The sequence below is a fragment of the Micromonospora peucetia genome (assembly GCF_900091625.1).
Classification (GTDB): Bacteria; Actinomycetota; Actinomycetes; order Mycobacteriales; family Micromonosporaceae; genus Micromonospora; species Micromonospora peucetia.
Genome location: NZ_FMIC01000002.1, coordinates 2,358,697 through 2,379,247 on the forward strand (window position 1 = coordinate 2,358,697; position 20,551 = coordinate 2,379,247).

The window sequence follows — 20,551 nt, forward strand, 5'->3', positions numbered from 1 at the left end:
AGCCGCCAGCCCGCCGCCCGGCCCGGCAGCCCGGCGTCCTCCCACAGCCGGCCCGCTGGCGGCCGACGGTGCCCGCGCTCAGGCGTTGGTCGGGGCAGGTCGGAGCAGGGTCGCGGCCACCGCGCGGGCGGTGTCGGTCCACGGGGCGGGGCGCAGGGTCGCCGGGTCGACCCGGACGATCGCCCGTTCACCCGTCGCGTGCACCGTGCCGCCGTCCACCGACTGGAACCGGTACGCGTACCGGGCGCTGCTGGTGCCGAAGTGGTCGAGCCAGAAGTGCACCGCCACGGGCCCGGTGCCGGTGATCGGGGCCTGGTAGGTGATGGTGAACTCGCGTACGGCGTGGAACACGTCCGGTGCGCTGTGTCGCCCGCCCTGGAAGGAGACGCCGTGGTCGGCCCAGTAGCCCGTCAGGGCTCGTTCGAGCAGCACCGCGTACCGGGAGTTGTGCAGGAGGCCGAACGCGTCGAGGTCGTCGAAGTGCACCGCGACGTGTGCGACGTGACCGAACTCGACGGTGGGCTGGTCGACGATGGCGTGGCTCATGAGATGCCTTCCGGTAGCAGGGTCGGATCGGGGCACAGCGCCCGAAGGCGGTTCAGCAGGCCCTGGCGGGCGTGCCGGTAGGCGGTGTCGGGGTCCAGCAGCCGGGAACGCATCGCGGCGGCGATCCCGAGCGCGTCGATCTCGTACGCCAACTGCGCGACGTCCACGTCGGCGGGCAGTTCGCCGGCGGCGACCGCCTCCCGGACGAGGCGTTCGATGAACGCGGTCCACTGGCCGAACACCTCGGCGAGCCGGTCCCGGACCGGGCCGGGCCGCGCGTTGTACTCGAAGTCGGCGCTGGCGAAGAAGCAGCCGCCGGGAAGCACCCGGGCGGCGAAGAAGTCGATCCGGGCCTGGTGCAGCGCCCAGAGCCGCCGGACGCCCCGGGGGGCGTGCAGGGCCGGTTGGATGATCAGCTCCTGTTGCTGCTGCACCGCCCGGTCGACCGTGGCGAGTTGGAGCGCCTCCTTGGACCCCCAGTGCGCGAAGAGGCCGGACTTGCTGACCCCGAGCGCGTCGGCGAGCTGGGCGAGGGAGAGCCCGTGCAGGCCCACCTCGGTGGCGAGGACCACGGCGGCGTCCAGCGCCGCGGTGCGGGTCCGGTCGCCCCGCGCGACCCGTCCGTCGACTGTCATGGGGCCAGGCTAGTCAAAAAGCACGACCGTTCGTATTGATTTGTGGAGTGACGGTGGTCACCGAAACGCGACGCCGCCCGCCATCGTGGGATGACGGGCGGCGTCGAAGCCGACGAGGGTCAGGCGATGATCGTGTCCAGGGCGATCTCGACCATCTGGCCGAAGGTCTGCTCACGCTCCTCGGAGGTGGTCTTCTCGCCGGTCTTGATGTGGTCGCTCACGGTCAGCACGGTCAGGGCGCGGGCCTTGAACCGGGCGGCGATCGTGTAGAGCGCCGCCGACTCCATCTCCACCGCCAGCACGCCGTAGTCGGCGAGGCTGTCGTAGAGGTCCGGGCGGTCGGTGTAGAAGGCGTCCGCCGCCAGGACCGGCCCGACCCGCATCGTGATGCCGCGCCGCTCGGCCACCTCCACCGACGTACGCAGCAGCCCGAAGTCGGCCACCGGGGCGTAGTCGATCAGCCCGTCGAACCGCATCCGGTTCATGTTCGAGTCGGTGGACGAGCCGATCGCGGCGATCACGTCGCGCAGCCGGAGATCCTCGGACAGGGCCCCGCAGGAGCCGACCCGGATCAGCGACTTAACGCCGTACTCGTTGATCAGCTCGTGGGCGTAGATGGAGGCGGAGGGCATGCCCATGCCGGAACCCTGGACGGAGACCTCGACACCGTTCCAGCGGCCGGTGAAGCCCAGCATGCCCCGGACCGTCGAGTAGCACTGAGCGCCCTCGAGGTAGGTCTCCGCGATCCACTTGGCCCGCAGCGGGTCGCCCGGCATCAGGACCCGTTCGGCGATCTCTCCCGGCTTCGCGCCGATGTGCGTACTCATGGCAAGGATCCTGCCAGGCCGACCCCGGCGATACCGGTTCGGCGTCCCAACCCGGGGTCATGTACCCTTCTCGGCGGTGGCGTGTCCGAGTGGCCTAAGGAGCACGCCTCGAAAGCGTGTGAGGGTTAACGCCCTCCGAGGGTTCAAATCCCTCCGCCACCGCTCGTGAACAGCGAAAACGCCCGGTCGATCCGCGAGGATCGACCGGGCGTTCCGTTTGTGGACGGATGGTCAGGCCCGCCCGATCCCGATCCGCGCAGGCCGGGCTGTGCGAATCCGTCCGCTCGGACGTTGGTCAGCGTCGGTCGAGTTCCGACTCCAGACGCTGGATGAGCGTCTTGCGGGCCTTGCCGTCGCGCTCGCGGCGCAGTGCCGTCTTCAGTTGGCCCGTGTCGAGGTCGCGGACAAGCTTGGCCGCCTCGGCGACCGGCAACTCCGACAGCCGTTCGGCTGCCGTGGCGTTGCGGCGTGCGCGGCTGGCCGGCCCGGTGTTGGCGACGTACTGCTTGCCGGACCTCGACTCCTTCCGTTTCTTGGCGTCGGTCGCGCGCCGCTGCTCGGGGGAGAGCTGCTCCCAGGCCTGTTCGGGCAGGTAGCGGCTCGTCTCGTCACCGTGACGCGCCCGGGTGTCGCCCTCCCTGGTCTGCCAGTGCTCGCCGCCCCAGCGTTGCAGGGACTTCTGCCGTTCGTCCTTCGGGCCCTGGTAGCCGCCGCCGCGCCTGGCGTACTCCTGGGTGAGCAGCTGCGACTTGCGCGCCGACCACTGCCCCGGTCTGCCGCCCTTGTCGGAGGCCTTGATCTCTTCCTTGACCTGCTCCCTGAGTTCGGGCTTGGTGTACCGCGCCATGCCCGGCGGTTACCCGGCACTTCAGGGCCCATGCGTAGGATCCGGCGGCCCGAACGGGCGCCCGACGGAAACGCCCGGTCCATCCTGGCGGATCGACCGGGCGTTCTGTGCTGGCCTGAAGCTGACGGGCCGCCCACCTGGCCGGCCCGTCAGCCGCATCACGTGGCCGGCGTGGTCCCGTCGCGGTGGGTGAGCCGGTACGTGGCGTCGACCCCGTCCGCCTCCAACAGCACCGTCACCGGGCCCGCCGGCAGGGTGCAGGTGATCGTCCGGTCGACGGAGTAGCCGGTCGGGCCGCAGTACCGCACGCCGGTGGCGTCGAGGACCGACAGCCGGGCGTCACCGGTGCCCGAGGTCCGGGTCCAGGTGAAGGACTCCCGGGCCGCGTGCTGGTCGGCGGGGATGGAGAAGCAGGCCGCGAACGAGCTAGCTCCCGTCGTCACCTCGACCCCCGTGGCGTCCCGGGGCAGCACCGGGCAGGCTGGCGGGCCGTCGACCCGCGCGAAGCCCACCGCGTACGCGCCGGTAGGGGCCTCGCTGGGGGCGTTGAGCACGGCCGAGAACGGCGCGGTGCCGGTCAGCTCGCAGCTGTACTGGCGCAGGCTGTAGATGTCGCAGACGTACGCGCCGGTGGCGTCGACCACGGTGATCTCCGGGTTGGCCGCGCCGGTCGCGTCACCGGCCTGCACCCGCACCACCCGGGCACCGGCCGGGCTGGGCAGTTGCAGGCAGTCGTACTGCCCGGCGGCGGCGAACGTGCCCTGGTGCGGGGCCTGTCCGTGGGCGGCGTCGGAAACCGGCGTGCAGCCCGAGGGTGCCTTGGGCAGCAGGGCAACGGCGTACTCGACGTCGTTGTCGATCACCTTGGTGGTGACGTTGCCGGCCAACACCATCGTGTAGCGGCCGGGCGCGGGGAACACGCAGTGGACGTCCCCGCAGACCCGCAGCCCGGCGGCGTCGTACACCTTGGCGTACTCGGGCTGGTTGTCCGCGTAGACCGCCTGGACGAGGTAAGCGCCCGCCGCCGGGATATCCAGCGTCCGGCAGCGGATGCCGCCGAGGGCGCCGGCCGGCGCCGCGCCGTAGCTGCCCGGCGTGACCGTCGGGCAGCCGACCGCCGCCGACAGCCGGCGGACCTGGAGCTTGTACGTCAGGTCCGTGCTGTCGGTTTCCCAGTACCGCAGAAAGCTCACCATGCGGTACGTGCCGGTGGCGGGCAGCACGCAGCCGTCCTCCTCCGACCACTCGGTGCACAGCGGAGTGCCCGCCTGGTCGACCAGCCACATCGACAGCTCGTTGTAGACGGTCGGTGCCCCGTATGCGGTGACCCGGTCGCCCGCCTCGCCCTGGAACGGCTGGCAGTTGGTCTGCACGCCCGAGGTCTGGTGCACCAGGAGAGCCGGCTGGTCCCAGGTCGTCGCGGTCGCCCCGGCGCACCCGGCGTTACTGTGCAGCGCCGTCACCGCCACCTGGTAGGTGATCGCCTCGCCCATGGTGTGGCGGTTGTGCACCAGCAGGGTGTAGGAACCCGGCCCGGGCAGGGAGCAGTGCCGGGAGTTCGTGTACTCGTCGCAGATCCGCTGGCCCGCGGCGTCGTACATCGTCCAGTCGAGGTGCTGGTTTTGGTGCTGGTTGAAGCGGACCACGACCGCGCCTGCGGTGGCGGTCGTCAGTGCGTGGCAGGTGATTTCGTCGTACTGGACGGTCGCGGACCCGACGGCGGCACCCGGGTTACCGAAGCCGGCCAGCGGCACGGCCGGGCAGCCGACCGGGTTCGAGATTCGGGGCATCTTGAGCGTGTAACTGCTCTCCGCCCCGTAGAACTCCCCAAGGAGGAGCCGGTACGGTCCCGGCTGGCTCAGCGTGCACTGGCGGGTGTCGCCCACCGGGCAGACCGGCTGGTGGGCGCCGTCCAGGATTCGCCCTCGGACGTCACCGTTGCCCCCGGGGTCCGCGACGTGCAGCACGGTGCCGGTGGGCTGGGTGAACGAGAAGCAGCGCGCCGCCAGGCCTGCCGGCAGGGTGCCGGTGTGGCCGGTCGAGGTGAAGGAGAAGAAGGTCGCCGGGAGCCTGACGCACATCGACGGCCGCCGGGTCGACTCGATCGAGAGTCGGTAGCTGCCGACGCCCGAGCCGTGGTACAGCGACGCGGTGATCGTGTAGGTGCCGGCGGCACCGAGTTGGCACTCGCTGGCGTAGGTGGAGAGGTAGCAGACGTATGCGCCGTCCGGGCCGTGCACCTGGGCGCTGACGTTCTCGCCGGACACCTGGGTCAGCCGGCCGATCAGCACGTCCGAGTCCAGTTTGGAGACGACACTCCAAACGTTTTCCTCCTCGTCGGAGACCGATGGACAGGTCACGATCCGGCCGAAGGCCAGGCTGCCGCCGCAGTCGCCGGCCCCGGTGGCCGACGGTCCGGGGCGGCCCCCCGGCCGCGCGGACTTGCTCGCGGTAGGTGGAGTGGACGCCTTCCGGGCCGGTGTCTTCGGAGATGCCTCCGGGCCTGGGGCCTTCGGCGGGGCAGGCGACTCGGCGACGGCTGGCGTCCCGCCGGCCGTGGGCGGCGTGGCGGCTGACGGGCTCGGCGTGGTCGCGGACGGGCTCGCGGCCGGCGCTGGCGCCGCCGAGGCCGCGCCCGGTCCGATCAGGACGGTGGCGGCCATGGCGGCGACCGTCGCGGCGATCAGGGAGAAGCGTCTTCCGGTAGGACTTTCTGGGCGTACGGGCAGGGCTGCTCTCACATCGACTCCCCCGTGTGGCGCCGCGCGATCTGCGCGGCGCGCTGATAATTTCACGGTGGTCGATCGCCGGACAGTCATTTTGTAGACCGTTTCAGCAGGGGCTGTGGCCCTCGTGGAAGAGGCGCTGGGCCCAGTCGGCGTACCCGGCGATGATCTTCTTCACGGCCCGCCCGTCGTGCAGGAAGAGGTACGCCCGGTCGCCCTGCCGGGCGAGCAGCCCATCGAGCCGGTACGTCCCCTGCGGAGCGTCCAGCTCGCGGAGGGCCGGGTAGCGGGCACGGACCTCCTCGACCGGCATGCCGGCGGTGACGCCCTGCGGGGTGCGCGTCGCCTCGCCGAGCCAGAGCAGCACCAACCGGTCGTCGACGAAGATCGGGCTGGTCGTGTCGTATCCGGCGAGCGTCGGGCCGCAGGCGTCGACGTCGGAGCGCAGGATGCCCCGCCGGGTCAGCTCGTCCTCGGTGTCGCCGAACTCGACGTCGCGCAGGCCGTTGAGATCGACCACCTGAACGACCCCGACGGGCCGGTCGCCCAGTTCGGGCGACGGCGGGTGCGCGCCGCTGCCCGAAACCCAGGCAGCCGTCATCAGCGCCGCGATAAAAGCAAATTGTCGTAATTTCATGGAATCCCCCAGTCCCCAACGGGACTGGGGCGTTCAGGTTGCTGCCCGCCGGCAGATTGCCGGTTTTCCCATTCCTCGGCCAGCTCGTCCCAGTAGTCGGCGCTCAGTCGACGGCGTCCGTGCGTCAACCATCCCTCGGTGCTCCGCTCGACGTGCAGGCCCAGCTCGGCGAAGAGGTCGATCCACGCGCCGGACTCCGCGCCGAGCCGGGTGAGCGCCGCGTTGACCGGCCACTGGGCACGCGGCCCTTCGAAGAGGCGGTCGAACCCCGGCCCCCAGCTCACCCCGCCGCCGAGCCACACCAGCGCCGACTGGTAGCCGGCCCCGCCGAAGAACTCCGCCTCCAGGTACGCCACCGGACCCGACCGCGACCAGCGCGCGAGGACGTCGGTGAGTGCCGCCGAGAGCACCAGGTGGAACGGCTCCTCCCGGGACCGTTCCGCCACGGAGAAGTCAGGCGGCGTGCCGGTCAGTTCCTCTACCAGTTGCGGGGTGACCGGCAGCAGCCCGAAGTCCTGACGCAACTCGCCGAGGACCGCGTGGTCGAGGTCGGCGGTCTGCTCGCGAAGCAGCTCGGCGTCCGCGACGACCGCGCTGAGCTGGTAACCCATCCAATCCCCCCGCTATCCACACCCTGTGGATAGAACATGTGTACGACGGTGACCCTCGCCCTGCCCTGCCCCCGCCCGTCCCCGTCCCCGTCCCCGTCCCCGTCCCCGTCCCCGTCCCCGTCCCCCGCACCGTACCCGCCCTCCTCCGCCGTTTCTGCCCCGCGATCTTGCACTTTCAGCCCTCTTTTTGGGCGCAATGCGGTTTTTGCCTGGGCGCAAACTGCAAGATCGCGGGCGCGGGCGCGGGCGCGGGCGCGAGGGAGAGGGCGGGGGTGGGGGTGGGGGTGGGGCTTGCCTGGTCAGGGGCGTTTGGCGACCTCGTTGACGAACGCGCGCCACGCCGCCGGTGCGAAGGCGAGCGCCGGGCCGGCCGGGTCCTTCGAGTCCCGCACCGCGACGAAGCCGGGCAGGTTGTCGGCGACCTCGACGCAGTTGCCGCCGTTGCCGCTGCTGCGGGTGCTCTTGCGCCACCGCGCGCCATTCAGCTCCATGACTCCGCCATTTCCGTGATGAGATCGACAGACTGCCAGTGCGACAGCGCCTCGCCGCGCACGTTTTCCCACGCAGCCATCATGGCGGCGATGTCGCCCGGGTCGCTAACCACTTGTCCCTGGAGTTGGTTGTCGAGATAGCCGGCGACCCGGTGGTCGCGGCTGCCGGCGAGCACGAACGGCCCGTTCAGGCCGGCGTACGCCCCGACCGTCGACGGCACGACGTGCACCCGGACGTGCGGCTCGGCGCACGCCGCGACCAGGGCCCGGAGCTGCTCGGACATGGTGTCCCGGCCGCCGACCGGCCGGCGCAGCACCGCCTCGTCGATGACCGCCGTGAACTGCGGCGGCTCGTCCTGCCGGAGGATGCCCTGACGGGCCAGCCGGGACGCCAGGTGCCGCTCGACATCACCCCGGGGGAACAGGCCGCCACCGGTCAGCACGGCCCGCCCGTACGCCTCGGTCTGGAGCAGAACGGGCAACACCACCGACTCATACGACCGCAGCGACACCGCCTCGCGCTCGATCTCCTGCCAGGGACGGAACCAGATCGGGTCACGACGTCTCGAAGTGTCCGGCCAGATGTCCGACACGTCCCGGCGGAGGGCTTCCGCCGCCGCCAGCCGGTGCCGGGCGTGCGGTATGCGGTCCTCGGTCAACCAGCGCCCGACCGTCTTGGGGTCGACGCTGACGGTCTCGGCGAGGGATTCGATCGTGTACCCGGTGTCGCTGAGCGCCACCCGAAGCGCGTCGTTCACGGGCCCTCCCATCGGACGTCCCAAATATCTGGGCACCATAGCCCTACGGGCTGTATCTGTCTGCTCACTACCGGCATGTTGGGGTGACGAAGACGGCGCGGCCGGTGGAGGCGAAGGAGCCCGGCGGTCGGCGTCAGTCGTGGGGCCGCCCCGGCGGGGAGGGCGGGGCGGCCCCCTCCAACCCTTTTCGTCCTCGCCAGGACGAGTCCTGCCGAGCCGCCAAGGAGGTACCGCCCATGCGAACCCGCCGCGACCCAGCCCCGAGCAGCGAGCCGTCCCCCGCCCCTCCGGACGACCACGACGATCCGCCCGCCGAGCCCGCCGAGCCCGCCGAGCCCGCCGAGCCCGCCGAGCCCGCCGAGCCCGCCGAGCCCGCCCGGCGGCGGCCGATGACCTGGGCCGTCGGTACGACCATCCGCGTCCCCGACGACTCCTACCGCTTCGGCGAGGGCCCACTGACGCTGCGGATCACCGAGGTGCTGGGCGTCGGCCCGTTCGAGGGTCGACTGTGGGCCGAGGTGCGCGGCCACCAGGTGAACGCCGACGGCACCCTCCGCCCGCGCGAGCGCTTCGCCTCGATCCGCGTCGACCGGGCCCGGGTGGTCCCCACCGTTGCGGGCCAGGTCGGTGGGGTCTCCACCGGTGCGGGGCAGGTCGCGGCGGTCTCCACCGGCGCAGGCCAGGTCGGTGCGGCGGGGTCGGTCGGGCCGGGGGCGCGGTGAGTCGCCGACGTGAGCATGTCCCGACCCGACCCACGTGGCGCTGCCGGGCGTGCGGCATCGCCTGGCCCTGCTCAGCGGCGAAGCTGCGGCTGCTCGGTGAGTACCGCCACGACCGGGCCGCACTCACCGTCTACCTGGCGACCCTCCAGACCGAGGCCGCCGAACAACTCGTCGCGCTCGACTCCGGTGTGAGCCTGACCCACCTGGCCGACCGGTTCCTCTCCTGGGCCCGCCCGCGCGGCTGACGACGCGCCGTGGCCCGCCCGCGCGGCTGACGACGCGCCACGGGCCGGTGGTCCCTCCGTGCCCGTGCCGCCGCCCGTCGTAGCGCTCAGAGCAGCAGGTTGACCAGGGCGGCAAGCCCGACGACCACGATCGTGGCGCGTAGGACCACCGGAGGCAGCCGGCGTCCCCACCGGCCGCCGATCAGGCCGCCCACCACGGAACCCGCCGCGATCAGCAGCGCCGGCTGCCACGCCACCGTTCCCACGGCGACGAACAGGGCCGCCGCGACCCCGTTCACCAGGCCGGCGAGCACGTTCTTCACCCCGTTGACCCAGCGCAGGTCGGTGGAGAGCAACACGCCGAGCAGCCCCAGCAGCAGCACTCCCTGTGCGGCGCCGAAGTACCCGCCGTACACCCCGGTGCCGAACACGCCGAGCAGCAGCAGCGGCCCGACGTGCCGGACCGCCCCGCCACCGGCGGACGGCGGGCCCGCGCCGTCCGGGACCGGCCGGCGGCGGGCCAACGCCCGCGCCAGTCGCGGCTGCACCACCACGAGCACCAGCGCGAGGACGATCAGCACCGGCACGATGGCCCGGAACGCGCCGGGGGGCAGGAGCAGCAGCAGTACGCCGCCGGTGACCCCGCCAAGCACGGCGGCCACGCCCAGACGTGCCAGCAGGCCGCCGTGCCCGGCCAGATCCCTGCGATAGGCGTACGCCGCGGAAAATGATCCCGGCACCAGCCCGACGGTGTTGGACACGTTCGCCACCACCGGTGGGAAGCCGAGGGAGAGCAGGACCGGGAAGGTCACCAGCGTGCCCGAACCCACCACCGCGTTGATGGCGCCCGCCGCGACCCCGGCGGCCAGCACGGCCAGCGCTTCAGGGGCATTCAGCATTACGTTCACTTTGTCTGCGCTCTCCCCGGGCAGGTCGTCGCCCGCAGGTCGCCGCCGCCCGGTTGTCTCGCTGTCGGATGCGGCTGTCAGCGTAGGGCGTGGGTCCTGCCGGTTGATCGACGTGCGGCAGGGATCACGCCGCGCCCAGCCGCTTGATCGACGCGGTGGGGATCACGCCGCGCCTCACCTCCGCAGTGGGCGCGGTCGCCAGGGCCCGGCGTGGCGGCGGCGTAACCAACGGGGCAGCCGGTGCCGAGGAACGAATGAGCCGATGTCGCCCGCCGCGTTGTCGGCGTAACCGCGTAGTTGATAGCCACCGAGCACGGTGCGATCGTGCAGCGCAATCCGGAGCAGAGCCAGCGACTCGTCGTCGATCTCCCGGTGCAGGCGTCCGAAGTGGCCCAGCGACTGCAACGCGTTCGCCCTGGTCTGGGGGTCCCGCGACCGGAGCCCGCGTTTGATCCGGGGAAGGACGACGGCAGCCGGGTGGGACTCGTCCAGCACCAGCCAGAGGAGTGCCGGCCCAGCGCCCGGCTCCGCACGGTCCAGGGATGCGTCGACGTTTTCCGGGCAGTCGCATTCGTCGAACTCCGGGCCGGTCACGTGCCGGACATCGCGATCGGCTGTGTCCAGAGCAGCCAGCGGGGGATCTTGTCCAAGCGGACCACTCCTTCCAGCCTTGCCCGTTGAGAGCGATGTCGGCCACCGGTGGTTCGTCGATGAGACATTGGCATGTGCCGGGCAGCACAACCGCGGCCCGTCGTGGCGCCTGGTGCGGAGCTGACGCCAGGACGCAGCCCTCATGGGACATTGGCGAGCGGCCATGGCTGACCGGTCTCTGATTGTTGCTCGGCACCCTGTCTAATACGAATATGCCGACGGTTCGTGATCGATTCGCTGCTGCACGTGCGGGTTGGATGTCGGGCAGGTCTGTTCGAGTACCCGGCGCTGCGCCACGTTGGCGGACTTCCGCCCTGCGGGCGCGTGGTTCCCGCGCCGGTGGCCCGGTGCCGGTGGTGCAGCCGGAGCGGCAGTCCCGTGTGCAGGTCGTGTTCCAGGGGGTCACCGCGCTGACGGCGGTCGCCGCGTTGTTGTTCACCGCCCAGTCCCTGGTCTACACGGCTGACGCGACCCGGGCGACCCGTGCCCAGATCGATCTCGCCGCCCGGGGCCAGATCGCCGACCGATTCAACCGGGCCATCGACCAGCTCGGTCAGACCGGTCTGGACAAGCTCAGCGTCCGACTCGGCGGCATCTACTCCCTCGAACGCATCATGCGCGACTCGCCCGAGGACGAACCCACCGTCATCGCGGTCCTGAGCGCCTTCCTCCGTACCAACGCACGCAGGAAGGCCGAGCCGGTCAGGTCAGCCGACCCGCTCAAGTCACCGAAACCCCCACCGGCAGCGCCGGAAGACGTGCGCGCGGCCTTTGCCGTGCTCGCCCGACGGCCACACCCCGAACACGAGCAGAACCGTCGCCTCGACCTCGCCGGTACCCAACTGTCCCTACCCGAGATCTCCCTACCCCACGCGAGCCTGCGCGATGCGAACCTGCGCGACGCGGACCTCAGTTTTTCGGACCTGACCAATGCGGACCTGAGCAGCGCAGATCTGGTCGGCATCTATCTGAACGGGGCGAACCTGAGCGGGGCGAATCTGGCCGGCTCGTACATGTCGTACGCGAAGTTGAGTGTCGCGATCCTGGATGGCGCAAACCTGACCAACACGACCCTGGGCTTCGCGTACCTGGGCGGCGCGGATCTGGGCGGCGCGGACCTGAGGGACGCGGATCTGAGCGGTGCGGACCTGGGCGACGCGGACCTCAGCAACGCGAACCTGACCGGCGCGGATCTGAGGGGCGCAGACCTGAACGAGGCGAACCTGACCGCCGCGAACCTGACCGGCGCCCGCTTGGACGACGCGGACCTGATCAACACGAATCTGACCGGTACGCACCTGACCGGCGCGGATCTGAGTGGCGCGGATCTCGACGGCGCGGATCTGAGCGGCGTGACGGGGCTGACCAGTGAGGCTGTTCGGTGCAGCCGGGTGGGTGAGCGGACCCGGTTGCCAACCGGCGTGACGCGGCCTTCGGATGTGCCGGTGAGCAAGAGGCCGTTCTGCTGACAGGAGCGCGCCGTGGTCCAGCGGGGAGAGTGACCGCAGAGACGACTCAGGGCCGGTCCCCGGTGGGCCGACCCTGTCGTTCGTGCTGCTCAAGCGAGCGGAGGATACGAGATTCGAACTCGTGAGGGTGTAAACCCAACACGCTTTCCAAGCGTGCGCCCTAGGCCTCTAGGCGAATCCTCCGCAGACGAGGATACAGGTCCCCGGCGGGTGGGCCACCCCACCACCCCCTGAAGATCGACGCGGCGTCGGGTAGGGTTGGCGGTACCTCCCGTGCGGCGGTATCTCGTGAACCTCCCCAGGGCCGGAAGGCAGCAAGGATAAGCGAGCTCTGCCGGGTGCACGGGAGGCCTTTTTGTCTCCGGGTCCCGGTAACGTCCCTGCGGGTCAGGTCACGGGGTGGTGGGTGGTCACCCGCGCCTGACCGGCGCAGAATGGCTCGGTCGAGAGGAGGCGGGACGAGTGGCACTGGCGCTCTACCGCAAGTACCGGCCGCGTACCTTCGCCGAGGTCATCGGGCAGGAGCACGTCACCGAGCCGTTGTCGCAGGCGCTGCGCAGTGGGCGGCTCAACCACGCCTACCTCTTCTCCGGCCCACGTGGCTGCGGCAAGACCTCCAGCGCCCGGATTCTGGCTCGCTCGCTCAACTGTGAGCAGGGCCCCACCCCGGAGCCGTGCGGGCAGTGCTCGTCGTGCCGCGAGCTGGCCACTGACGGCGGCTCGATCGACGTGCTGGAGATCGACGCGGCCAGCCACGGCGGCGTCGACGACGCCCGGGAGCTGCGCGAGAAGGCGATCTTCGCGCCGGCCAAGAGCCGTTTCAAGATCTACGTCATCGACGAGGCGCACATGGTCTCGTCGGCCGGCTTCAACGCCCTGCTCAAGCTGGTCGAGGAGCCGCCGGAGTACGTCAAGTTCATCTTCGCGACCACCGAGCCGGAGAAGGTCCTCGGCACGATCAAGTCGCGGACCCACCACTACCCGTTCCGGCTGATCCCGCCGAAGGTGCTCCGGCCCTACCTGGAGCAGCTCTGCGAGGCCGAGGGCGTCGCCGTCGAGCAGGCGGTCTTCCCGCTGGTGGTGCGCGCCGGCGGCGGCAGCGCCCGGGACAGCCTCTCCGTGCTCGACCAGCTCATCGCCGGGGCCGGCCCGGAGGGGGTCACCTACTCCCGGGCCGCCGCCCTGCTCGGCGTCACCGACGCCGCCCTGATCGACGAGATGTGCGACGCGCTGGCCGCCGGGGACGGTGCGTCGGCGTACGCGACCGTCGACCGGGTCGCCGAGGCCGGGCACGACGCGCGCCGGTTCGCCTCCGACCTGCTGGAGCGGCTGCGCGACCTGATCGTCCTCCAGCAGGTGCCGGACGCCGCCGCCAAGGGCCTGATCGACGGTCCCACCGACCAGATCGAGCGGATGGCCGCCCAGGCCCAGCGGCTCGGCCCGGCGACGCTGTCCCGCTGCGCCGACATCGTGCACAACGGCCTGGTGGAGATGCGCGGCACCACCGCGCCCCGGCTGCTGCTGGAGCTGATCTGCGCCCGGATGCTGCTGCCCGGTGCCGACGACACCACCGGCGGCCTGCTCCAGCGCCTCGAACGCATGGAACGCCGGCTCACTCTCGCCGGCACCGACGCGCCGCCGGCCGCCGCCGGCCCCGCGCCGGTCACCTCCCGTTCTCCGGTACGCCCCGACCCCACCCCCGCCACCCCCCAGGCGTACGCCTCCGGCGTCCCAGCCGCCTCACCCGAGGTCGCGAACGCGGGTGCGTCGGGCGGTACGTCGCAGGGCGCTGGCGCGGCTGCCCCGACGGGACCCTCGGGTGCCGCCCCGGGCGGCCCGACGCCGACTGCTTCGGTGTCTCCGGTCGGGTCTGGTGACGCCCCGGTGTCTCCGGCTGGGCCGGGCAACGCCCCGGTGTCTCCGGCCGCGTCCGAGCCGGCTGCGGGTGCGCCCCGCCGGGTGGTGCCGCCGTCGGCGGTGATGCCCGACCCGGCCACCCCGGCCCCGCCTCGCCCCGGCGCGGCGGCCACCGGTGCGCTGGACGCGGTCGCGGTGCGCCGGGTCTGGCCCGAGGTGGTCGGCAAGGTCAACCGGAGCAACAAGCGGATCGCGGCGCTGATGCGCGACGCGGTGGTCCGCGACCTCGACGGCGACACGCTCGTGGTGACGGTGAAGTCGTCAGTGCTGGCCAAGATGATGTCCGACCACGCCCAGGTGCTCACCGACGCGCTCTACGAGGAGCTTGGCGGGCGCTGGCAGATCCGCTGCGAGGTGGCCGGCGAACGGGGTGGCGCGTCGCTCGGTGGCTCCTCCCGGTCCGCCGCCCCGGCCCGTCCGACATCCCCGCCGCCCGGGGCTCCCGTCCCTCAGCCGCCGGTCGGCCCGACCGGTGACGTCCCGACCGGTGACAGCCATGGCGGTGGCGTCCCGAGCGGTGGGCAGCCCAGCGGTGGTTCGAGTAACGGCGGGGTAGCTGGCGGGGCCGGTGCTGCTGCCGCGCGTGCCGGTACTGAGAGCTGGCCTGAGCCGGCCCGGCCCGGTGCCGCCGCCGACAATGACGAGGGCTGGCCCGAGCCCGCCCGCCCGGGTGGTGCCGCGACCGGTGCCGGCGGCGAAGACGACTGGCCGGAACCGGCCCGACCGGGCGGCGTGTCGACCACCGGGGCATCAGACAGCGGCACGTTGACCACCGTTACGCCAACCGCTGCCGGGTCGACCGCCAGGTCGGCGGGCGCCGCCACGGCGTCGGCAACGGCCGCGCCTGCCGTACCGAAGCCGGCCGGTCCCTCGGCGGTGCCGCAGCAGGCCGCGCCCGCCGGCCCTCCGGTGAGCAGCGCCATCGCGGCGGCACGGGCGGCTGCGGCGGGACGTGGTCCGCGTACCGGCCAGGCGGCCCGGAAGACCGCGGACGCCGACTGGGCGGGTGAGCCGCCGTACGACCCGGACTTCGACGGCCCGGTGCGCGGCGGTGGGGGACGCCCGGGGGAGGCCCGGCCGGCGGCGGCCCCGAACCTGGAGGGCTTCGACCCCGGCGACGAGCCGCTGGACGAGGTGCTCGACGAGCGGACCGCGCGGGAATCCAGCGAGGAACAGGCGGTACGGCTGCTCCGCGAGGTGTTCGGCGCCGAGAAGATCGACGAGGTGGACGCCCGGTAGGGCGTCGACCGATCGGCGGGCCGCAGCCGGTGTGCCGCTGACCGGGCGTGGTGAGCGCGGCAGATCTTGGCGGGAAACGGCCCCTCCAGGGGCCCTTCCGTCCCAAGATCTCCGGCGGGCTTCCCTGGCGCGGCGCGGGGACACATGGTCGTGTGATTTGACGGTCACATGATCGCCGCGGCCTGTTCCGGGAACCACCACCTCCGTCCGGACGACTTCGTGAGGGGCCGCCCGGACCGCCGCGTGGGAAGCACCGGGCGGGGCGAGGCTGCTCACAGCGGATAGGCTGAGCGGCGGTTGAGCAGACGAGTGCGAGAAGGAGCCATCCGTGCGCCCAGGTGGACAGCCGAACATGCAGCAGATGCTGAAGCAGGCGCAGAAGATGCAGCAGCAGATGGCCAAGGCGCAGACCGAGCTCGCCGAGGCGGAGCTGACCGGCACCGCCGGCGGTGGTCTGGTCACCGCGACCGTCGCCGGCACCGGCGAGCTGAAGTCGATCAAGATCGACCCGAAGGCGGTCGACCCGGAGGACATCGAGACTCTGGAGGATCTGGTCGTCGCGGCCATGCACAACGCCGCCGAGGCGGTGCGGGAGCTGACCGAGAAGAAGATGGGTCCGGTCACCGGCGGCATGGGCGGCCTCGGCCTGCCCGGTTTCTGAGCGGCAGATGTACGAAGGTGCCATCCAGGACCTGATCGACGAGCTGGGCCGGCTGCCGGGTGTGGGCCCGAAGAGCGCCCAGCGGATCGCCTTCCACGTCCTGTCCGCCGACCCGGCCGACATCAACCGGCTGGCCGGCGCGTTGCGTAAGGTCAAGGAGTTGGTGCGGTTCTGCACCAGTTGCTACAACGTGGCCGAGTCCGAACAGTGCCGGATCTGCCGCGACCCGCGCCGCACCGACGAGGTGCTCTGCGTGGTCGAGGAGCCGAAGGACGTGGTCGCGGTTGAGCGGACCGGTGAGTTCCGGGGCCGCTACCACGTGCTCGGCGGGGCGATCAATCCGCTGGAGGGGATCGGGCCGGACAATCTGCGCATCCGCGAGCTGATGACCCGGCTCAGCGGCGGCACGGTGCGGGAGCTGATCCTGGCGACGGACCCGAACACCGAGGGCGAGGCGACCGCGACGTACCTGGCGCTGATGGTCAAGCCGATGGGCATCGCGGTGACCCGGTTGGCGAGCGGCCTGCCGGTTGGCGGGGACCTGGAGTACGCCGACGAGATCACCCTCGGCCGGGCCTTCGAGGGCCGCCGCGCCGTCTGAGTCACCGCCATGGCCGGCACCGGAATCCGGTGCCGGCCATTGTCGTACGGGGCGTCTGCGCGTCCACTGTGGGTTCTGACATGTGGTCGATTCTCGCGACGATCGATGTAACAGATTCGCATCGACCAAACCGGGGCATAGTGCCCCTTTGGCGGCGGTCTGGAACGGCCTCCGAGGCGGGGCGCATCGGTTAAGACACGATCCGGTACCAACCGGTTCCTCGATGGTTTCCCGCCGGTCCGAACGAGGGCTAAGGTCACGGCGATCGGTGACCCCTGTCACCACGATTGTCCGTACCCCCAAGGACGAGGTGAAGCACCATGCGTGCAACCAGGCCGAAGGTCGCCATCGCGGCCGTCGCGGTCGCGGCCCTCGCGGTAGCAGGCTGCGCCGAGAGCAACCGCGACGACAGTTCCAGCGGTAGCAAGAAGGACACCCTCGTCTTCGGCGTAGCCGGAGACCCGAAGGTGCTCGACCCGAGCTTCGCCAGCGACGGTGAGTCGCTGCGCGTGGCGCGTCAGGTCTTCGAGACGCTGGTCCGTCCGGAGGAGGGTGGCACCAAGGTCACCCCCGGCCTGGCCGAGTCCTGGACCCCGGACGCCGCGGGCACCACGTGGACCTTCAAGCTCCGCTCCGGCGTGAAGTTCCACGACGGCACCGAGTTCAACGCCGAGGCGGTCTGCAAGAACTTCGACCGCTGGTACAACGCCAAGGGCCTCATGCAGAGCCCGGACGTGACCCCGTACTGGCAGGACGTCATGGGCGGCTTCGCCAAGAACGAGAGCGCGGACCTGCCGCCGAGCCTCTTCAAGTCCTGCACCGCCAAGGACGCCACGACCGTCGACCTGGCCTTCACCCGGGTCTCCAGCAAGGTCCCGGCCGCGCTGATGCTGCCGTCGTTCTCCATGCACAGCCCCACGGCGCTCGAGAAGTACGACGCGAGCAACGTCGGCGGCACCGCCGAGGACATCAAGTACCCGGCCTACGCCACGGCGCACCCGACCGGCACCGGCCCGTTCAAGTTCAAGTCCTGGGACGTTGCCAACAAGACGCTCACCATCGAGCGCAACGAGGACTACGCCGGCAACAAGGCCAAGCTGAAGACCCTCATCTACAAGACCATCTCGGACGAGAACGCGCGCAAGCAGGCGCTGCGCTCCGGCGACATCCAGGGGTACGACCTGGTCGGCCCGGCCGACGTCGAGCCGCTGAAGGGCGAGGGCTTCAACGTCCTGACCCGTCCGGCGTTCAACATCCTCTACCTGGCCATGAACCAGAAGGGGAACCCGAAGCTCGCCGACGTGAAGGTCCGCCAGGCCATCGCGCACGCGCTGAACCGGCAGGCCCTGGTCGACTCGAAGCTGCCCCCGGGCGCCAAGGTCGCCGAGAACTTCATGCCGGACACCGTCGAGGGCTGGAACGGCGACGTCACCAAGTACGGCTACGACGTGGCGAAGGCCAAGTCGCTGCTGGCCGAGGCCGGCGCGACGAACCTGACCCTGCGGTTCCACTACCCGACCGAGGTCACCCGGCCGTACATGCCGAACCCGAAGGACATCTTCGAGCTGCTCTCGGCGGACCTCAAGGCGGTCGGCATCACCGTCCAGGCCATCCCGCTCAAGTGGAGCCCGGACTACCTGAACGCCACCACCTCCGGCAACAAGCACGACCTGCACTTCCTCGGCTGGACCGGTGACTACGGCGACGGCTACAACTTCATCGGCACCATGTTCGACCGGCCGAAGGACGAGTGGGGCTTCACCAACCCGGCCCTGTTCGACCAGTTCAAGGACGCGGACAGCACCGCCGACGTGGCGGCCCGGACCGAGAAGTACAAGGCCCTGAACAAGGCCATCATGGACTTCCTGCCCGGTGTCCCGGTGTCGCACTCGCCGCCGGCGATCGTGTTCGGCAAGGACGTGACCGGGGTCAAGGCGAGCCCGCTCACCGACGAGCGGTTCTCCACCGCCGAGTTCAAGTCCTGATCTGACGCAAGGACCGCGGGCGGGCGCTGTTTCGACAGCGTCCGCCCGCGACCCTCCGTACCCCTTTCGAGGCCGCCGTGTTCCGGTTCATCGTCAGACGCCTGCTTCAGCTGATACCAACGCTGTTCGGGCTCTCCCTCCTGCTCTTCATCTGGCTCCGCCGACTGCCGGGCGGTCCCGAGACCGCCATCCTCGGTGAGCGTGGGACGCCCGAGATGCGCGCCGCGATCCGGCGCAACATGGGCCTCGACGAGCCGATCCTGGTGCAGTACGGCCGGTTCGTGCGGCGGCTGATCCGCCTCGACCTCGGCACGTCGACCTCCACCAAGCGCACCGTCGTCACCGAGTTCGTCGAACGGTTCCCCGGCACGGTGGAGCTCTCCATCACGGCGATGCTGATCGCGGTCGGCGTCGGCATCCCGCTGGGCTACCTGGCGGCCCGGCGTCGCGGCCGGATGTTCGACCATCTCTCGGTCGGCGGCTCACTGATCGGCATCTGCATCCCGGTCTTCTTCCTCGCGTACGTGCTCAAGGCGATCTTCGCTGAGAATCTCGGCTGGTTCCCGGCGAGCGGCCGGCAGGACCCGACGCTCGGGGCAACGCGGGTCACCAACTTCTTCGTGCTGGACGGCCTGATGACCCGGGAGTGGGACGCCGCCGCCGACGCGTTCTGGCACCTGGTGCTGCCGGGCGTGGCACTGGCCAGCATCCCGCTGGCGATCATCGTCCGGATCACCCGGGCCAGCGTGCTGGAGGTCCTCAACGAGGACTTCGTACGCACCGCCGAGGCGAAGGGCCTGACCGAGCGCACGGTCCGGGGCCGGCACGTGCTGCGCAACTCCATGCTGCCGGTCGTCACCTCGATCGGCCTGCTCACCGGCGGCCTGCTCTCCGGCGCGGTGCTGACCGAGACCGTCTTCGCCTTCGGCGGAATCGGAGCCTTCATCTACGAGGCGATCAGCCAGCGTGACTATCCGGTCCTGATGGGCTTCATCCTGATCATCGCGGTGGTGTACGTGCTGGTGAACCTCCTGGTCGACCTCTCCTACAGCCTGATCGACCCGAGGGTGAGGGTCCGATGACGATCACCACCGGCAAGAAGAAGGAAAAGATCGACCGGCTCGCCGAACTGGCGGCCCGGGAGGACGAGCGCGGCGTCAGCCTCTGGAAGGAGGCGTTCCGCCGGCTGCGGCGTAACCCGGCGGCGATCGTCGGCGCGGTGATCCTGAGCCTGTTCCTGCTGGTCGCCATCCTCGGGCCGTTCTTCGTCCCGCACGCCCCGGACGCCCAGCTCTGGAAGGGCGAGATCCGCCTCGGCGACTTCCCCGGCTTCCGGGCGGAGAACTGGTTCGGCGTCGACCACATCGGGCGCGACGAGTTCAGTCGCATGATCGTCGGTGCCCGACAGACCCTGCTGGTCGGCGTGGTCTCCACGCTGATCGGTCTTGCTGTCGGCTCGCTGATCGGCGGGGTCGCGGGAGCCGCTGCCGGCCTCGGCGGCCGGTGGGGCCGGGCGGTCGACAACGTGCTGATGCGTTTCGTCGACATGCTGCTGGCCATGCCGAGCCTGCTGCTGGCGATCAGCATCGCCGCCCTGCTCGGTGCCGGCCTGACCACCGTCATGATCGCCGTCGGCGTGGTGTCGGTGCCGGTCTTCGCCCGGCTGCTGCGCGGCTCGATGATCTCCCAGGCCAACAGCGACTATGTCCTGGCCGCCGTCTCGCTGGGCGTGAAGAAGCCGAAGATCGCGTTGACCCACGTGGTGCCGAACTCGCTGGCCCCGGTCATCGTGCAGGCCACCCTCACCCTGGCCACCGCGATCATCGAGGCCGCGGCGCTCTCCTTCCTCGGCCTCGGCAACAACGACGCCTCCATCCCCGAGTGGGGTGTGATGCTCGCCGACGCGCAGCAGTACCTGGACTCCGCGCCCCGGCTGGCGATCCTGCCCGCCCTCGCCATCATCGTCACCGCGCTGGGCTTCACCCTGCTCGGCGAGGCGATGCGCGAGGCACTCGACCCGAAGCTGCGGAAGTAGGCCGGCATGTGTGCAGCGCGAGTAGTGAGCGTGCGAGCCCCGCAGTCGCGAAGGGAAGGTC

20 protein-coding genes, 2 tRNA genes and 1 other RNA gene are annotated in these 20,551 nt (G+C 71.1%); 11 read left to right on the plus strand and 12 right to left on the minus strand.

Annotation, left to right across the window (positions count from 1 at the left end; all coding sequences use genetic code 11):
- Window positions 1-78 precede the first annotated feature (78 nt).
- From GA0070608_RS11015 to deoD, 3 genes are all read right to left on the minus strand, one after another.
- Window positions 79-546 carry an acyl-CoA thioesterase gene (locus tag GA0070608_RS11015; protein ID WP_091626205.1) on the minus strand — a complete coding sequence of 156 codons (468 nt, stop codon included), beginning with the start codon at window positions 544-546 and terminating at the stop codon, window positions 79-81.
- Window positions 543-1,181: a TetR/AcrR family transcriptional regulator gene (locus GA0070608_RS11020; protein ID WP_091626209.1), complete on the minus strand. Its 639-nt coding sequence runs from the start codon at window positions 1,179-1,181 to the stop codon at window positions 543-545. The genes GA0070608_RS11015 and GA0070608_RS11020 overlap by 4 nt, the downstream gene beginning before the upstream one ends.
- A gap of 119 nt (window positions 1,182-1,300) precedes the next feature.
- Entirely contained in the window at window positions 1,301-2,008 is a 708-nt protein-coding gene (deoD, locus tag GA0070608_RS11025) for a purine-nucleoside phosphorylase (protein WP_091626213.1), read from the minus strand.
- 75 nt (window positions 2,009-2,083) lie between these two features.
- Here deoD and GA0070608_RS11030 point away from each other — a divergent pair.
- Window positions 2,084-2,170: transfer RNA gene (locus GA0070608_RS11030), tRNA-Ser, on the plus strand.
- A 133-nt stretch (window positions 2,171-2,303) separates the two neighbouring features.
- Here the strand turns inward: GA0070608_RS11030 and GA0070608_RS11035 are convergent.
- The 6 genes from GA0070608_RS11035 to GA0070608_RS11060 all read right to left on the minus strand — a co-directional run bounded on the left by GA0070608_RS11035 (window position 2,304) and on the right by GA0070608_RS11060 (window position 8,078).
- A complete protein-coding gene (locus GA0070608_RS11035; protein ID WP_091626217.1) occupies window positions 2,304-2,855 on the minus strand; it encodes a DUF5872 domain-containing protein in 552 nt (183 codons plus the stop codon).
- 158 nt (window positions 2,856-3,013) lie between these two features.
- Window positions 3,014-5,215 (minus strand): hypothetical protein, encoded by a 2,202-nt coding sequence (locus tag GA0070608_RS11040; RefSeq protein WP_141719444.1) that lies wholly within the window; start codon window positions 5,213-5,215, stop codon window positions 3,014-3,016.
- A 472-nt stretch (window positions 5,216-5,687) separates the two neighbouring features.
- On the minus strand, window positions 5,688-6,182 hold the full coding sequence (locus GA0070608_RS11045; RefSeq protein WP_091626227.1) for a hypothetical protein: 495 nt from the start codon (window positions 6,180-6,182) through the stop codon (window positions 5,688-5,690).
- Between the two features lie 32 nt (window positions 6,183-6,214).
- A complete protein-coding gene (locus GA0070608_RS11050; protein ID WP_091626231.1) occupies window positions 6,215-6,829 on the minus strand; it encodes a hypothetical protein in 615 nt (204 codons plus the stop codon).
- A gap of 299 nt (window positions 6,830-7,128) precedes the next feature.
- Window positions 7,129-7,320 carry a DUF397 domain-containing protein gene (locus GA0070608_RS11055; RefSeq protein ID WP_091626234.1) on the minus strand — a complete coding sequence of 64 codons (192 nt, stop codon included), beginning with the start codon at window positions 7,318-7,320 and terminating at the stop codon, window positions 7,129-7,131.
- Window positions 7,311-8,078, minus strand: coding sequence for a DUF5753 domain-containing protein (locus GA0070608_RS11060; RefSeq protein ID WP_091626239.1), 768 nt, complete (start codon window positions 8,076-8,078; stop codon window positions 7,311-7,313). Before GA0070608_RS11060 ends, GA0070608_RS11055 begins: the two co-directional genes overlap by 10 nt.
- Before the next feature lie 236 nt (window positions 8,079-8,314).
- On the opposite strand from GA0070608_RS11060, the gene GA0070608_RS11070 reads away from it, so the two are divergent.
- Entirely contained in the window at window positions 8,315-8,800 is a 486-nt protein-coding gene (locus GA0070608_RS11070; protein ID WP_141719445.1) for a hypothetical protein, read from the plus strand.
- Window positions 8,797-9,045: a flavin reductase gene (locus GA0070608_RS11075; RefSeq protein ID WP_091626250.1), complete on the plus strand. Its 249-nt coding sequence runs from the start codon at window positions 8,797-8,799 to the stop codon at window positions 9,043-9,045. Before GA0070608_RS11070 ends, GA0070608_RS11075 begins: the two co-directional genes overlap by 4 nt.
- A gap of 86 nt (window positions 9,046-9,131) precedes the next feature.
- On the opposite strand, the gene GA0070608_RS11080 is transcribed toward GA0070608_RS11075, so the two are convergent.
- Together GA0070608_RS11080 and GA0070608_RS11085 are read right to left on the minus strand one after the other, a co-directional pair.
- A complete protein-coding gene (locus GA0070608_RS11080; RefSeq protein WP_245715769.1) occupies window positions 9,132-9,923 on the minus strand; it encodes a sulfite exporter TauE/SafE family protein in 792 nt (263 codons plus the stop codon).
- Window positions 9,924-10,106: 183 nt separating this feature from the next.
- Window positions 10,107-10,526, minus strand: coding sequence for a hypothetical protein (locus tag GA0070608_RS11085; RefSeq protein ID WP_091626254.1), 420 nt, complete (start codon window positions 10,524-10,526; stop codon window positions 10,107-10,109).
- 404 nt (window positions 10,527-10,930) lie between these two features.
- On the opposite strand from GA0070608_RS11085, the gene GA0070608_RS11090 reads away from it, so the two are divergent.
- Entirely contained in the window at window positions 10,931-12,052 is a 1,122-nt protein-coding gene (locus tag GA0070608_RS11090; protein WP_176733692.1) for a pentapeptide repeat-containing protein, read from the plus strand.
- 98 nt (window positions 12,053-12,150) lie between these two features.
- Here GA0070608_RS11090 and GA0070608_RS11095 read toward each other — a convergent pair.
- A tRNA-Ser gene (locus GA0070608_RS11095) sits at window positions 12,151-12,235 on the minus strand.
- An 82-nt stretch (window positions 12,236-12,317) separates the two neighbouring features.
- On the opposite strand from GA0070608_RS11095, the gene ffs reads away from it, so the two are divergent.
- The 7 genes from ffs (at window position 12,318) to GA0070608_RS11130 (ending at window position 20,490) form a co-directional block, all read left to right on the plus strand.
- Window positions 12,318-12,407: signal recognition particle sRNA small type (gene ffs, locus GA0070608_RS11100), an RNA gene on the plus strand.
- Window positions 12,408-12,514: 107 nt separating this feature from the next.
- The gene (locus tag GA0070608_RS11105) at window positions 12,515-15,208 is read left to right on the plus strand and encodes a DNA polymerase III subunit gamma and tau (protein ID WP_091626262.1); all 2,694 of its coding nucleotides are present in this window, start codon (window positions 12,515-12,517) and stop codon (window positions 15,206-15,208) included.
- A gap of 352 nt (window positions 15,209-15,560) precedes the next feature.
- The gene (locus GA0070608_RS11110) at window positions 15,561-15,869 is read left to right on the plus strand and encodes a YbaB/EbfC family nucleoid-associated protein (protein WP_218107639.1); all 309 of its coding nucleotides are present in this window, start codon (window positions 15,561-15,563) and stop codon (window positions 15,867-15,869) included.
- A 7-nt stretch (window positions 15,870-15,876) separates the two neighbouring features.
- Window positions 15,877-16,470: a recombination mediator RecR gene (recR, locus tag GA0070608_RS11115; RefSeq protein WP_091626270.1), complete on the plus strand. Its 594-nt coding sequence runs from the start codon at window positions 15,877-15,879 to the stop codon at window positions 16,468-16,470.
- Window positions 16,471-16,790: 320 nt separating this feature from the next.
- Window positions 16,791-18,455, plus strand: a complete 1,665-nt coding sequence (locus GA0070608_RS11120; RefSeq protein ID WP_091626273.1) for an ABC transporter substrate-binding protein — start codon at window positions 16,791-16,793, stop codon at window positions 18,453-18,455.
- Between the two features lie 77 nt (window positions 18,456-18,532).
- Complete coding sequence (locus GA0070608_RS11125) at window positions 18,533-19,537, plus strand: ABC transporter permease (protein WP_091626276.1); 1,005 nt, start codon at window positions 18,533-18,535, stop codon at window positions 19,535-19,537.
- Window positions 19,534-20,490 (plus strand): ABC transporter permease, encoded by a 957-nt coding sequence (locus tag GA0070608_RS11130; protein ID WP_091626279.1) that lies wholly within the window; start codon window positions 19,534-19,536, stop codon window positions 20,488-20,490. The genes GA0070608_RS11125 and GA0070608_RS11130 overlap by 4 nt, the downstream gene beginning before the upstream one ends.
- Window positions 20,491-20,551: the final 61 nt, after the last annotated feature.

Excerpts from the sequence above, each read along its gene's own strand:
- GA0070608_RS11045 (WP_091626227.1), bottom strand. The coding sequence starts at position 6,182 with ATGACGGCTGCCTGGGTTTCGGGCAGCGGCGCGCACCCGCCGTCGCCC.
- GA0070608_RS11050 (WP_091626231.1), bottom strand. The coding sequence starts at position 6,829 with ATGGGTTACCAGCTCAGCGCGGTCGTCGCGGACGCCGAGCTGCTTCGC.
- GA0070608_RS11080 (WP_245715769.1), bottom strand. The coding sequence starts at position 9,923 with ATGCTGAATGCCCCTGAAGCGCTGGCCGTGCTGGCCGCCGGGGTCGCG.
- GA0070608_RS11070 (WP_141719445.1), top strand. The coding sequence starts at position 8,315 with ATGCGAACCCGCCGCGACCCAGCCCCGAGCAGCGAGCCGTCCCCCGCC.
- GA0070608_RS11015 (WP_091626205.1), bottom strand. The coding sequence starts at position 546 with ATGAGCCACGCCATCGTCGACCAGCCCACCGTCGAGTTCGGTCACGTC.
- GA0070608_RS11130 (WP_091626279.1), top strand. The coding sequence starts at position 19,534 with ATGACGATCACCACCGGCAAGAAGAAGGAAAAGATCGACCGGCTCGCC.
- GA0070608_RS11110 (WP_218107639.1), top strand. The coding sequence starts at position 15,561 with ATGCAGCAGATGCTGAAGCAGGCGCAGAAGATGCAGCAGCAGATGGCC.
- GA0070608_RS11035 (WP_091626217.1), bottom strand. The coding sequence starts at position 2,855 with ATGGCGCGGTACACCAAGCCCGAACTCAGGGAGCAGGTCAAGGAAGAG.
- GA0070608_RS11055 (WP_091626234.1), bottom strand. The coding sequence starts at position 7,320 with ATGGAGCTGAATGGCGCGCGGTGGCGCAAGAGCACCCGCAGCAGCGGC.
- deoD (WP_091626213.1), bottom strand. The coding sequence starts at position 2,008 with ATGAGTACGCACATCGGCGCGAAGCCGGGAGAGATCGCCGAACGGGTC.
- recR (WP_091626270.1), top strand. The coding sequence starts at position 15,877 with ATGTACGAAGGTGCCATCCAGGACCTGATCGACGAGCTGGGCCGGCTG.
- GA0070608_RS11120 (WP_091626273.1), top strand. The coding sequence starts at position 16,791 with ATGCGTGCAACCAGGCCGAAGGTCGCCATCGCGGCCGTCGCGGTCGCG.
- GA0070608_RS11020 (WP_091626209.1), bottom strand. The coding sequence starts at position 1,181 with ATGACAGTCGACGGACGGGTCGCGCGGGGCGACCGGACCCGCACCGCG.